Source organism: Martinezella miluonensis (assembly GCF_900094545.1).
Taxonomy (GTDB): Bacteria; Pseudomonadota; Alphaproteobacteria; order Rhizobiales; family Rhizobiaceae; genus Rhizobium; species Rhizobium miluonense.
Map to the genome: position 1 here is coordinate 13,199 of NZ_FMAH01000013.1, position 13,352 is coordinate 26,550.

At 61.8% G+C, this 13,352-nt stretch carries 9 protein-coding genes and 1 riboswitch; of the genes, 5 read left to right on the forward strand and 4 right to left on the reverse strand.

The window, feature by feature from the left end:
* Window positions 1–205: 205 nt before the first annotated feature.
* The 4 genes from GA0061102_RS13195 to GA0061102_RS13210 form a co-directional block, all read right to left on the reverse strand.
* Window positions 206–934, reverse strand: coding sequence for a thiamine ABC transporter ATP-binding protein (locus GA0061102_RS13195; protein ID WP_092847993.1), 729 nt, complete (start codon window positions 932–934; stop codon window positions 206–208).
* A complete protein-coding gene (gene thiP, locus GA0061102_RS13200) occupies window positions 927–2,564 on the reverse strand; it encodes a thiamine/thiamine pyrophosphate ABC transporter permease ThiP (RefSeq protein ID WP_092847996.1) in 1,638 nt (545 codons plus the stop codon). Before thiP ends, GA0061102_RS13195 begins: the two co-directional genes overlap by 8 nt.
* A 10-nt stretch (window positions 2,565–2,574) precedes the next feature.
* Entirely contained in the window at window positions 2,575–3,603 is a 1,029-nt protein-coding gene (gene thiB, locus GA0061102_RS13205; protein WP_092847998.1) for a thiamine ABC transporter substrate binding subunit, read from the reverse strand.
* A 50-nt stretch (window positions 3,604–3,653) separates the two neighbouring features.
* Window positions 3,654–3,770, reverse strand: a riboswitch (TPP riboswitch).
* Between the two features lie 70 nt (window positions 3,771–3,840).
* Window positions 3,841–5,376, reverse strand: coding sequence for an MDR family MFS transporter (locus GA0061102_RS13210; protein ID WP_092848001.1), 1,536 nt, complete (start codon window positions 5,374–5,376; stop codon window positions 3,841–3,843).
* 166 nt (window positions 5,377–5,542) lie between these two features.
* On the opposite strand from GA0061102_RS13210, the gene GA0061102_RS13215 reads away from it, so the two are divergent.
* From GA0061102_RS13215 to GA0061102_RS13235, 5 genes are all read left to right on the forward strand, one after another.
* Window positions 5,543–6,070, forward strand: coding sequence for a MarR family winged helix-turn-helix transcriptional regulator (locus tag GA0061102_RS13215; RefSeq protein ID WP_208858646.1), 528 nt, complete (start codon window positions 5,543–5,545; stop codon window positions 6,068–6,070).
* 73 nt (window positions 6,071–6,143) lie between these two features.
* Window positions 6,144–6,797: a thiamine diphosphokinase gene (locus GA0061102_RS13220; protein ID WP_092848006.1), complete on the forward strand. Its 654-nt coding sequence runs from the start codon at window positions 6,144–6,146 to the stop codon at window positions 6,795–6,797.
* 2 nt (window positions 6,798–6,799) lie between these two features.
* A complete protein-coding gene (locus tag GA0061102_RS13225) occupies window positions 6,800–8,629 on the forward strand; it encodes an ABC-F family ATP-binding cassette domain-containing protein (RefSeq protein ID WP_092848010.1) in 1,830 nt (609 codons plus the stop codon).
* 318 nt (window positions 8,630–8,947) lie between these two features.
* A complete protein-coding gene (locus GA0061102_RS13230; RefSeq protein WP_245298002.1) occupies window positions 8,948–10,123 on the forward strand; it encodes an efflux RND transporter periplasmic adaptor subunit in 1,176 nt (391 codons plus the stop codon).
* Window positions 10,120–13,299: an efflux RND transporter permease subunit gene (locus GA0061102_RS13235; protein ID WP_092848015.1), complete on the forward strand. Its 3,180-nt coding sequence runs from the start codon at window positions 10,120–10,122 to the stop codon at window positions 13,297–13,299. The genes GA0061102_RS13230 and GA0061102_RS13235 overlap by 4 nt, the downstream gene beginning before the upstream one ends.
* Window positions 13,300–13,352: the final 53 nt, after the last annotated feature.

Below are 13,352 nucleotides of genomic sequence, written 5' to 3' on the forward strand. Positions count from 1 at the left end.
GCCGATAAAGCTTGCCTTTATCCCGGCGATCCGCATTTGCCCGGACGGTCTCTACCCCTTGCTGTAGCCGATTTTGGCACCGGTTGCATAGCGAGACTCCGTTTAAATGTGGCAGCGTTGTATTTTAGCAAGCATTTCCCTGGACTTTCAGCCGCTCGGCGCGACGAAATTAAGGCAAAGCCGACAGCAAGATGCTGCGCCGCACTCAATGTTGTAGGAATGTGGCCAATGCAGGGATACCTGCGGCTTTCAGGAAGGTTTCGATAGGCGCCGAAAGCTCGATTCTGCCGCCATCGATGAAAGCGGCGTGATCGGCAAGGCGCCGCACTTCGGCCGGATCGTGCGAGACGATGAGGACCGTGTTGCCGGTTTCATGGTGCAGGGTTTTCAACAGCTCGACCATGCCGGAGCGCAGGCCGGGATCGAGCGCGGCAAAGGGCTCGTCGAGAAGCAGGATCGGCTTGTCGCGCACCAGCGCTCTGGCGAAGGCGGCGCGCTGGCGTTCGCCGCCGGACAGCGTTCCCGGCTTGCGCTTTTCGAAGCCGGAGAGCCCGACACGCGCCAACGCCTCCGAGACCCTTTGCCGATCTTGCTTAGAGAGCTTCAGCGAAGGGCTGATGCCGAGGCCGACATTGGTGAAGAGATCGAGATGGGTAAAGAGGTTGTTGTCCTGGAAGACGAGCGACACTGGCCGCTCGGCGGGATGCTTGCCGGTCACATCCTGTCCGGCGAGCAGGACACGGCCGCGATCGGGCCGTTCGAAGCCGGCGACGAGATTGAGGAAGGTCGACTTGCCCGAGCCGGAAGGGCCGGCGACGGCAATGATCCTGCCCTGCGGCAAGGCGCACTCGAAGCGGAAATCATGCGTTCCGAGCCGCAATTCGACGCCGGTCATAACGATGCTGCGTCCGATCATGTTGCTGCCGTCAGTCATTTTGCTTGCCTTCGCCGTCGCGGGTGCCTTGGCCCGCAGTGCCGGCGATGGTGAGGAGAAAGCATACCAAGCCGAGGATCAAGGCGAATCCATTGGCGTCGTTGGTGCGGTAGCTGCCGAGCTTGCTATAGACCAGCCATGGCAGGGTCATCAGACTGTCGGAGCCGAAAAGAGCCACGGCGCCGAGATCGCCGAGCGAAAGGGCCATGGCGAAGGAGAGCGACGTGAAGAGCGGCTTGCGAAGGCCGGGCCAATCGATCAATCGTAGGCGGGAGATCCCCTGAAGGCCGAGGCTTGCGGCCAGTCGCTCTGTGCGGCGTCGGTGGACGGCATAGGCCGGTTCTAGGACGCGGATGACGAAGGGAAGCGCCATCAGGGCATTGATAACGACAATCAGGCCTGCGGCAAATCGGCTGGGGTCGCCGAGCGGCCTCAGCGCCAGGAACCAGCCGGTTGCCAGCACGATCGGCGGAACCAGCAGGATGAGGGAGGAGGTTCCGGTCAGGGCCGCTGCCAGGCCGCGCAGGCTCGATGTCTTCTTGCGATCGGCTGAGATGACCGAGCGAGCGTGAATGATGGCGAAAGAAATCGCGACGGCCAGAAGGCCAGCGGCGAAGGCGATTGCTAGGCTTGTCACGGCCGCATGCTGGAAGATCGCCTGACCGGCGAGCTTGAGAAGATCGGCTTCGAGACCGGAGAGGATGACGGATGCGAGCGGCAGGCCGATGAAGAGGGCGGCGGCGAGCAGCAAAGCTGCATCGACCCATCGCGCGGCGCGAAGCTGTCCGTCGATACGCAGCAGAGCACGGCCGCTCGTCAGCCCGTGATCGTCCGGCGATGGAAACAGCGTCATCGCCCCGAGGATTACGGCTGTGACGACGATCTGCAGCAGCGACAGCATCACGGCGCGACCGGGATCGAAGTCGAAGCGCAGCGCCTGGTAGATCGCGACCTCCAGCGTCGTTGCGGCCGGGCCGCCGCCAAGGGTCAGCACCAGCGTGAAGCTGGTGGCACAGAGCATGAAAATCAGGCCGGCAATGCCTGGAATGAGGCCACGCAGCACCGGCCACTCGATGAAGCGGAAGACCGAGGCAGGCTTCATGCCGAGGCCACCGGCCACGAGCCAATATTCCGCCGGCACGCGCTCCAGCCCGGCCAGCATCAGCCGGCAGGCGAGAGGCATGTTGAAGAAGACATGTGCCAGCAGAATGCCGACAAGGCCGTAGATGCTGACGGGCTGCGCGTAGCCGAGTGCCGCCAGCGCCTGGTTGAGCAATCCCCGCTGTCCCCATATGCCGAGTAGGCCGAGCGCGCCGATCAGCACCGGCAGGCCCATGGGCACGGCCATCAGCCGGATCAGCCACAGCCGACCGGGAAAGCGTGGCTGGCGCGCTAAGGCGCGGGCGACCGGTATGGCAAGCACGATGGAGAGCAGCGTCGACAAGATCGCCTGCAGCAGCGTGAAGCGCAGCACGCGCAGCAGATAGGGATCGGTAAGCGGGTTGTCGCCGCCGGACCCGATACCGGCGACAAGCAGGATTACGACGGCGATCCCGACAAAAGACGCGATGCCTGCAAGGCTGAGCGCCCCACCGGAAATGGCGCGTCTTCTTTCGGATGCCGTAAGCATGGGCGAGATATCAGTTGCCGCTGGTGGCGGCGAGCCATTCGTCGATCCAGGCCTTGCGGTTCTTTTCGACCACGTCCGGGCTCATCAGAAAGGTCTTCGTCGGGCTCACGAGCTTGCCGAAGGCGTCCGGCAGCGGCGCCGATGTGGCCGAGACCGGCATCATCCAGTTGCTGGTGGGGATGATGTCCTGGAAGCCGGGCGAGATCATGAATTTCAGGAAGTCGCGGGCGAGATCCTTGTTCGGTGAGGATTTGACGAGGCCGGCGACCTCGATCTGGATGTAATGTCCTTCCGAGAAGGCGGCCGCCTGGTAGCGGTCGGTCTTTTCCTCGATCACATGATAGGCCGGTGACGTCGTGTAGGAGAGCACCATCGGCGCTTCGCCCTTGGTGAAGAGGCCGTAGGCTTCCGACCAGCCAGGCGTTACCGTCAGGATCCTGCCCTTGAGCTTCGTCCAGGCATCGGCTGATTTGTCGCCGTAGATCGATTTGATCCAGAGCAGCAGGCCGAGACCCGGTGTCGAGGTGCGCGGATCCTCGATGACGATCTTCTGCGAGGGGTCGCCCTCGATGAGATCCTTCATGCTCTTGGGCGGATTCTTGACGGTCTGGGTGTCATAGATGACGGCGAAATGGCCGTAATCATAGGGCACGAAGGCATCGTCCTTGAAATCGCCGGGGACCTTGAGTGCCGATGTGTTGACGCCGCTGGCATCGAACAGGCCTGTATCCTTTGCCTCGTCGACGAGATTGGTATCGAGACCGAGGACAACATCGGCCTTGGTGCCGGCGCCTTCGAGCTTCAGGCGGGACAGAAGCGCGACGCCATCGGTGACGCTAACGTAATTGACCGTGCAGCCGCAGGTCTTTTCGAAGGCGGCCTTGACCTTGGGGCCAGGACCCCAGTCGGAGGTGAAGCTCTCATAGGTATAGATGGTCAGCGTCTTCTCGGCCGCTGCGGCAGGCTGGGCGGCGAAAAACGTTGTTCCGGCAGCAAGCGCCAGGCCGGTGAAGAGTGACAATAGCGAACGGTCGTGCATGGCAGCGCCTCCTCTTAGGTTTCGTCTTGAAGGGGAAAAGGGCGCTATGATTTCGTCACGCGTCTAATCCCTCCGCCGGTGTTAGCCGGATCAGGTTCCGCGGGTTGGCCGGTAAAAGCCTCTCAGCCACATGTCCGATAGGACGTGAGGCACCCCGTTAGAGCGTCGGCAGATTTAGCCCTGTGACGAAGGGATGACAAGGGAAATGATTCCCTTGTCGATTGCAGCATGTGCGATCTACTCGGCAGCTTGAGCGGCAGGCGCGCTTTCGAATTTCTTCGTTGCGCCGGGAAGCTGCACGTTCTTCAGCGTCAGCGAGGTCAGGAGGCCGAACAGGCAGATGCCGGCGGCCGTCATGAACAGCGGACCGAAGGCGCCTGCATAGGCGTTGGCGACGGCTTCGCGGGTTGCTGCCGGCAAGGCGGCCATCATCTTCGGCGTCAATTCCTCGATGTCGGCGACGCCGGCGATGGAAGCGCCGACATTGCCGAGTTTGGCGGCGATGATCGCGCCGTAGATTGAGATGGCGATCGAGGCGCCGCCCATGCGCGATAGGGTGACCGCGCCGGTGGCGGCACCGACGTCACGGCTTCCGGCGGCGTTCTGCACGCCGATGACGGGCACCTGTTGGGCAAGGCCGATGCCGATGCCATGCAGAAGCATCAGGCCGCCGATCAAGACGATGGGCGTGCCGGCATGAACAAAGGCGAGCGAGGTGAACGCAATGGTGCTGCAGGCGGCGCTGGCGACGGCAAAAGGCTTATAACGGCCCTTTGCGGCGATCAACCGGCCTGCCGACAGCGAACCGCAGACGATGCCGCCGGTCAGGAGGATGAACAGCAGCCCGGCCATCGAGGGGGACAGGCCCGTCGTCGTCTGCAGAAAGAGTGCGAAGTAGTTGACCATGCCGATGGCGACGGCGCCGCTGGTGATCGAGATCATCAGGAGCAGGCCGAATGTCGGATTGCGGAACAGCGTCATCGGCACGATTGGCTCGGGCGCGCGCCGCTCGATGAAGACCCAGGTCACGGCGCAGATCATGCCGAAGGCGATGATGCCGAGGCATTGCGGCGATAGCAGCGATCCGAAGAGTTCGGTGCCATCGGCGGCGAGCACGATGCTTGTCGTCGTCAAGGCAAGAACGATCGCACCTGCATAGTCGATCTTCGGCCGGCGGGCTGGCTTGCGGTAGGGCAGCATGAGCGCGAGGCCAGTCAAGACGACGAAGCCGATCGGCACGTTGACGAGGAAGATCGAGCGCCAGCCGAACAGATCGCTCATCGTCCCGCCGAGAACGGGTCCGATGGCGCCCGACGCCATCAGCACGAGGCTCGAATAGCTTTGATAGCGGGCGCGCTCACGCGGCTCGAAGAGGTCGGCGTTGACTGCGAAGATCGATACCATGATGCCGCCGCCGCCGAAGCCCTGCAGCACGCGAGCGGCGATCAGCGTGTTCATCGAAACGGCAAGGCCGCAGACCGCGGAGCCGATGGTGAAGATCGCGATCGCCGTCATCATCACATATTTGCGGCCGAAGAGATCGCCGAGCTTGCCATAGACGGGCATGACGGCTGACAGCGAGAGAAGATAGGCCGATCCGATCCAGCCGAAGCGTTCCAGATGCCCAAACTCGCCGACGATGGTGGGGAGCGCTGTCGATACGATCTGGTTGTCGAGCGTCGCCATGAACATGGCGGTCATCAGGAACAGGAAGAGAATAAGCCGCCGTTTATGATCCGCCACGAGCGGCTTGAACGTTGTCTGCATATCCATGGAGCAAGAAATCCGAGCTTGGCCGAGACGTTGCGCTATCGAGCGAATGCGCGGGACGCCCAGTCTTCATGGGTGGAACATATGTGCTATTAGCATATAATTGTCAATGGCAAGTGAATGCCATTTGCATGTTTTGTTTCTTCTCGACCTCTGCTATGGTGGAGGGATGACATCTGCGACGAATACACGTGACGTTGAAGCTCCGACGCCGGCCGAAGACGAGAAGTTCCTGCGCATCGGTCAGGCGATGATGCGCATGCGCCTGCTGACGGGCCGTCGCATGATCGGCAGGCTTGCCATTCAGAATGTTGCCCCCGGGCTCGAGCTTTCGCATCTCGATGTGCTCGACGTGGTGCGGCGGGCGGAGGGCACGGGCGAAGTGACCGTCGGCACGATCGCCGAGTTGCTGCGTATCGATCCGTCGCGGGCGAGCCGCATCGCTGCCGACATGGTGGCCCGCGGGGTGTTGCGTCGCAAGGCATCGCAGGCCGATGCACGGCGTATCGTCGTGGTGCTCACCGCGCTCGGGCAGCGCTTGCTGTCGGAAATCCAGGTGCAGAAGTATGCCGTTATCGGAAGCATCTTTGCCGATTGGTCGCCCGAGGATATCGAGAGCTTCTCGTTTCTGTTCGATCGCTATGTCAGCGGTTATGAACGCGTTTTCCAGGCGAACATGAAGGAAACGACCGACTGACCGGCCCGCGGGGGCTGTTCTGGCGAACGGCGCTCTTCCCTATGGATACGACTTTGCGCTATGGGCTTGGCCCATGAACCAGTCCACCACCTTCACCATTCTTCTCGGCGGCGAGCTTCGTCTGACGGACCGGCTGCGTGCTGCGGTTTCCGGCAGCCGTTTTATCGCAGCCGATGGCGGCATGCGCCATGCCATCGCCCTTGGAGCCGAGCCAGAGCTATGGGTCGGTGATTTCGATTCTACGCCCGCGGATCTGCTTGGAGCATTTCCCGAGGTCCCGAAGCAGCCCTATCCGGCGGCGAAAGCGGCGACCGACGGCGAGATTGCCGTATCGGAGGCGATCGATCGCGGCGCCGTCAGGCTGATCCTGGCCGGCGCCATGGGCGGCGAGCGCTCGGATCATGCAATCCAGCATCTGCTCTATGGTCTCCAGCTCGCCGAGAAGGGCTTCGATGTGCTGTTGACTTCGGGCGATGAAGAGGCCGTGCCGCTCCCGCCGGGAAAACTGGAGCTGGATCTTCCGGCCGGCTCGCTGTTTTCGGTTCTTGGTTTCAGCGATCTGACGGGTCTTTTCATCGATAACGCCCGTTATCCGTTGCGCGACTTCCATCTGCCCTTCGGCGCGTCGCGGACAATTTCCAATGTGGCGGAAGGCCCGGTGCGCTTTTCGCTCGGCAGCGGCAAGGCGATCGTTCTTGCCCGCCCTTATGATCTTAGTGGAGTCTGATCTTGGCCCCTCCCATTCTGAAACTCGACGATATCTTCCTGAGCTTCGGCGGCGCGCCCCTTCTGGCCGGTGCCGGACTGCAGGTAGAGCCGGGTGACAAGATCTGCCTGGTCGGGCGTAACGGCTCCGGCAAGTCGACGCTTCTGAAGATCGCTGCCGGCATGGTCGAGGCGCAGTCCGGTGAAGTGTTCCGCCATCCCTCGTCGACCGTGCGCTATCTCGAACAGGCGCCCGATTTCGCGGGTTACAAGACGGTGGCCGCCTATGCCGAAGCCGGCCTCGGACCGGGCGACGATCCCTATCGCGTCACCTATCTTCTCTCGCATCTCGGCCTGACTGGCGAGGAAGACCCGAAGAACCTTTCGGGCGGCGAGGCGCGTCGCGCGGCTCTGGCCCGCGTCATGGCGCCGGAGCCGGATATCCTCCTGCTCGACGAGCCGACGAACCATCTGGATCTCCCGACCATCGAATGGCTGGAAGGCGAGCTGCAGAAGAGCCGCAGCGCGCTCGTGCTGATTTCGCACGACCGTCGTTTCCTTGAGAAAGTCTCGACGGCGACGGTGTGGCTCGATCGCGGCACCTCGCGCCGGCTGGACAGGGGCTTTGGCCATTTCGAAGCCTGGCGCGATCAGGTGCTGGAAGCCGAGGAGCTGGAGCAGCACAAGCTCGGCAAGGCAATCGAGCGCGAGGAGCATTGGCTGCGTTATGGCGTGACCGCCCGGCGCAAGCGCAACATGCGCCGGCTTGGCGAATTGCAGGATATGCGCTCGCGCCATCGCGGCCACAAGGGTGCTCTGGGCACGGTGCAGGCGGCTGCGTCCGATGCGCAGGAAAGCGGCAAGCTGGTGATCGAGGCGGACAAGATCACCAAGACCTATGGTGACCGCGCCATCGTCGCACCGTTTTCGATGCGCGTGCATCGCGGTGATTGCATCGGTCTCGTTGGCCCGAACGGGGCCGGCAAGACCACGCTTTTGAAGATGTTGACCGGCCAACTTGCACCCGACACCGGTACGGTAAAGCTCGGTACCAACCTGGAAATCGCAACGCTCGACCAGAAGCGCGAGGAACTCAATCCGGAAGAGACCCTCGCCAACTACCTGACCGACGGACGCGGCGAGAACCTGCTCGTCAATGGTGAGCAGCGGCATGTGACCGGCTACATGAAGGAATTCCTGTTCCAGCCGGAGCAGGCGCGCACGCCGATCAAGAATCTCTCCGGTGGCGAGCGCGCTCGCCTGATGCTGGCGCGTATTTTGTCGCGGCCGACAAACCTCCTGATCCTCGACGAGCCCACCAACGACCTTGATATCGAGACGCTGGATCTGCTGCAGGAAATCGTTTCCGGGTTTTCCGGCACGGTCATCCTCGTCAGCCACGACCGCGATTTTCTCGACCGCACCGTGAGCTCGACGATCGCGCCCGCCAATCCGGAGGAGCCTGACGGGCGCTGGATCGAATATGCCGGCGGCTATTCCGATATGCTCGCCCAGCGCAAGGGTGCCATCGAGGAGCGCAAACGAGCGGAAAAGGCAGCCGAGAAGCCCAAATCAACCGAAGCTGCGGCACCGGCTGCCGAGGGTTCGAAGGGTAAGGGCAAGCTTTCCTACAAGCAGAAGTTCGCTCTGGAAAACCTGCCGAAGGAAATGGCCAGGGCCGAAGCTGAAATTGCCGCCCGCGAGCAGAAAATGGCCGATCCGAACCTCTTCTCCAAGGATCCTGCAACCTTCAATCGTCTCGCTGCAGAGATGGAAACGCTGCGGGAAAGCCTGATCAAAATGGAAGAAGAGTGGCTTGAGCTCGAGATGCTGCGCGAGGAGCTGGAGGGCTGAAGAGCCCTGCCAACTCATCTTATAGGCGTCTTTCCAGATAATGAAAACAATCGGTTGCGTTCGCGCGCACCCGCGTCATTCTCTGTTGTCGAATCCGATAAACCGTTTATACATGAACATGTGGTGCCGGCCCTCTGGCTGGATGATACCCGGGTCGGTGCGGCCTGTGGCGCATGTTGGGAAGTCCGAAGTGACCTGATTGCATTGCGTCCGACGGCGCCAGGCTCTTCGTGGAAAGTTGCAGGCAAATTTCGTGAGCGCTTACCGTGATAACGGCGCTTTTGCCGTACGCGGTTTTTCGAGGGGGGCTTCATGCCTATGCTGCCGCGTACCGTTTTATTTAGCTGTGTTTTTGCCGTTTTCTCAGGTAGCCAAGTGCTTGCGCAGGGCGCTCCACCGGCTGTGCCCGTTACTGTGGCCAAGCCCGTCATTCGTGACGTCATAGACAGCGATGAGTTCATCGGCCGCTTTCAGGCGGTCGACGAGGTGTCCGTGCGCTCGCGCGTCGGCGGTTATCTTCAGGAAGTGCATTTCAAGGACGGCGCCATAGTCAAGCAGGGGGACCTGCTGTTTGTTATCGACCAGCGGCCCTTTATCACGACGCTGAACGAGGCGACGGCCTCGCTGGAGGTAGCGAAATCGTCGCTGACGCTCGCCGATGCGCAGTATAAGCGCGCAGAATCCTTGTCGACAACAGGCAGCCAGTCGGCATCGACCCTCGATGATCGTCGCCGCGATCTCATTTCCGCTCAAGCGAATGTGCGCGGCGCGGAAGCGACGGTCGACCGCGCCAATCTCGATATGGATTTCACCAGGATCACAGCGCCGCTCAGCGGCCGGATCGACCGGCGGCTGATCTCGGTCGGCAACCTCGTGCAGGCCGATCAGACCGCGCTGACGACCATTGTGTCCCTTGATCCCATCGACTTCTATTTCGATGTCGACGAGCGCCGGCTGCTTTCTTATGCCGATGAAGCCCGCAAGAACGGCAGCGCCCTGCAGCAGGGCGGCGGCGGGCTCGATGTCACTGTGACGATCGCCGATCCCAAGCAGAAGCCGTTCAAGGGCAAACTCGACTTTGCCGAAAACCGCGTCGACAACGAATCTGGCACGATCCGCGTCCGTGCCAGGTTCCCGAATCCCAATCTGGTTCTACAGCCTGGCCTGTTCGGGCGTATCCAGGTAAGGGGGTCCAACAGCTACAAGGCGATCCTTGTTCCAGACGAAGCCATTGGCTCGGACCAGAACCAGCGCGTCGTCTATGTCGCCGATACCGCTGGCAATATTACGCCGAAGCCCGTGCGCGTCGGGCCGAAGCTCTATGGCTACCGCGTCATTCGCGACGGCATGACCGGCGACGAGACGATCGTCGTCAACGGGCTGATGCGCATCCGGCCGGGCGTCAAAGTGACGCCTCAGCTGATCGAATTGCCGCAGCAGGCGACGAATGACGAGCCGCCGGCGCAGGCCGATATACAGGGGACGGACCAATGAGGTTTTCCCACTTTTTCGTCGACCGGCCGATTTTCGCGTCGGTTCTTTCCATCGTGCTGCTGATCGTCGGCGGCATCGCCTATTTCCAGCTGCCGGTGGCGCAATATCCCGAGGTCGCACCTCCGACAATCGTAATTCGCACCTCTTATCCCGGCGCCGACGCGCAGACCATTGCCGATACGGTGGCGACGCCGATCGAGCAGGAAATCAACGGCGTCGAGGACATGCTCTACATGTCTTCCTATTCCAGCGCCGACGGCTCCATGGCACTGACGATCACGTTCAAGCTCGGCACCGATCTCGACAAAGCACAGGTGCTGGTGCAAAACCGCGTCGCCATTGCCGAGCCGCGCCTGCCTGACGATGTCCGCCGCATTGGCATCACGACGGTCAAGAGCTCGCCCGACCTGATGATGGTCGTGCATCTCCTGTCGCCGAACAATCGCTACGACCAGCTCTACATCTCCAACTATGCCCGCACGCGTATCCGCGACGTCCTCGTCCGGCTGGATGGCGTCGGCGACGTGCAGCTCTTCGGCGAGCGGCAATATTCGCTGCGCATCTGGCTCGATCCGCAAAAGCTCGCCGGCTACGGCATGACGGCAGGCGACATCGTTCAGGCGCTTCGGGATCAGAACGTGCAGGTTTCCGGCGGCACGATCGGCGGACCACCCGTCTCGGGCACCAACGCCTTCCAATATACAGTGACGACGCAAGGGCGCTTTTCCGATGCGCGGCAATTCCGCTACGTCATCGTCAAGGCGACCGGCAATGGCCGCCTCGTGCAGCTGCAGGATGTCGCGCGCATCGAACTCGGCGCGCAGGATTATGTCACCAACAGCTACCTGAACGGCAGCCCTGCGGTCGCGCTGGGCGTCTTCGCCCGGCCAGGCACCAATGCGCTTGCCGCCGCCGCCGATATTCAGAAGACCATGCAGGATCTGTCACGGGATTTCCCGCAGGGCCTCGAATATCGCATCATCTATAATCCGACCGAGTTCATCGCCGAATCGATCCATGAGGTCTACAAGACCATCTTCGAAGCGGCCATTCTCGTCGCCATCGTCGTGCTGGTCTTCCTGCAATCGTGGCGAACGGCGATCATTCCGATCGTTGCCATCCCGGTTTCGCTGATCGGCACCTTTGCCTTCCTCTTGGCCTTCGGCTTCTCGCTGAATATGCTGACGCTGTTCGGCCTGGTGCTCGCCATCGGTATCGTCGTCGACGATGCGATCGTGGTGGTCGAGAATGTCGAGCGCAATCTCGCGCTCGGCATGACGCCGAAAGAGGCGTCGCATGTCACGATGAACGAGGTGGGCACTGCCGTTCTGGCGATCTCGCTGGTCCTCATCGCGGTCTTCGTGCCAACGGCGTTCATTCCGGGTATCTCTGGGCAGTTCTACAGGCAGTTCGCGGTGACGATTTCGGTCGCGACGGCGATTTCCTGCCTGAACTCGCTGACCCTGTCGCCGGCGATTGCCGCGATCGTTTTGCGCCCGCATAGCCACAAGAAATCCAACAATATCTTTGCGCGGTTCGGCCGTGCTTTGGGTGATGGATTCAATCGCGGCTTCGAGCGGATGAGCAGCGGTTATTCCTGGATCGTGCGCCACCTCGTCACGACCTGGACGGCACTCGCCTGCGCGCTTCTCGTCTTTGCCGCGCTCCTGGCCGGCACTTGGTACATGGGCAGGATCGTCCCGCAGGGCTTCGTTCCCACAATGGACCAGGGCTATGCCATTGTCGTCGTGCAGCTGCCAGACGGCGCTTCGCTGGCGCGCACGAATGCGGTCATCCAGAAGGCGACTGAAATCATCAAGAAGACGCCGGGCATCGAGAACGCCGTCGCCTTCGCCGGCTTTAACGGTGCGACCTTTACCAACGCCTCGAACTCGGGTGTCATCTTCACGCCGTTCAAGCCCTTCGAGGAGCGGTTGAAGTCCGGAGATTCGGCCACCAAGATCATCGGCCAGCTCTATGGCAGCCTCCAGGGCATCCAGGAAGCCTTCATCATCGCCATTCCGCCGCCCTCGATCCGCGGCGTCGGCAATTCCGGCGGCTTCAAGATGCAGATCATGGACCGGGAAAATGCTGATATGCGCCGCATCCTGCCGCTCGCCTATCAAATGATGGGCGCCGCCGCGCAGAACAAGGGCGTCAGCGGTGTCTTCACGACCTTCTCCGCCAATAGCCCGCAATACTTCCTGGCGATCGACCGCGACAAGGCGCGCGCACTAAACGTGCCGATCCCGAATATCTTCGAGACGCTGTCGATCAACCTCGGCACGTCATACGTCAACGACTTCAATGCCTTCGGCCGCGTCTACCAGGTGCGGGCGCAGGCCGATCAGCAATATCGCATGGATCGCGACGATATTCTCGCGCTGAAGGTTCGCTCGGCGACCGGGGCGCTGGTGCCGCTCGGGACGCTGGTCGATATTCGCGACACGACCGGACCGGCGCTCGTGCAGCGCTACAATATGTATGTCTCAGTTCCTCTCCAGGGCAATCCGGGGCCGGGTGTCTCCACGGGCACGGCTCTGGACACTATGGAGGGGCTAGCAAAGAACCTGTTGCCAGCGGGCACGACTTTCGAATGGACGGAACTCGCCTATCAGGAGAGGCATACCGGCAATACGGCAATCTACATCTTTGCCCTGTCGGTCATCTTCGTCTTCCTGGCGCTCTCGGCGCAGTATGAAAGCTGGGTCCTGCCGCTCGCCATCATCCTCATCGTGCCGCTGGCGGTTCTGGCGGCACTGATCGGCGTGCATCTCAGAGGTATGGACAACAACATCCTCACGCAGATCGGGCTCATCGTGCTGATCGGCCTTGCGGCCAAGAACGCGATCCTGATCGTCGAGTTCGCCCGGCAGGCGCAGGCTGAGGGAAAAAGCGCGGTCGAAGCGGCGATCGAGGCTAGCCATCTGCGTCTGCGCCCGATCCTGATGACGGCCTTCGCCTTCATCTTCGGCGTCGTGCCGCTGATGATCGCCACCGGCCCGGGCGCGGAAATGCGCCAGTCGCTCGGCACGGCCGTCTTCTCCGGCATGCTCGGCGTGACGCTGTTCGGCCTGTTCCTGACGCCGGTCTTCTACGTCGTTCTGCGCCGGCGGCGCAGACAGGCCGAAGCTGCCGCTCAGGAGCCATCGGCTATCGACACCGCGGCACAGTGATATGGATTAAGGGGTTGAGCGTTTCACGGAAGCGCTCAACCCCCTATTCGTTT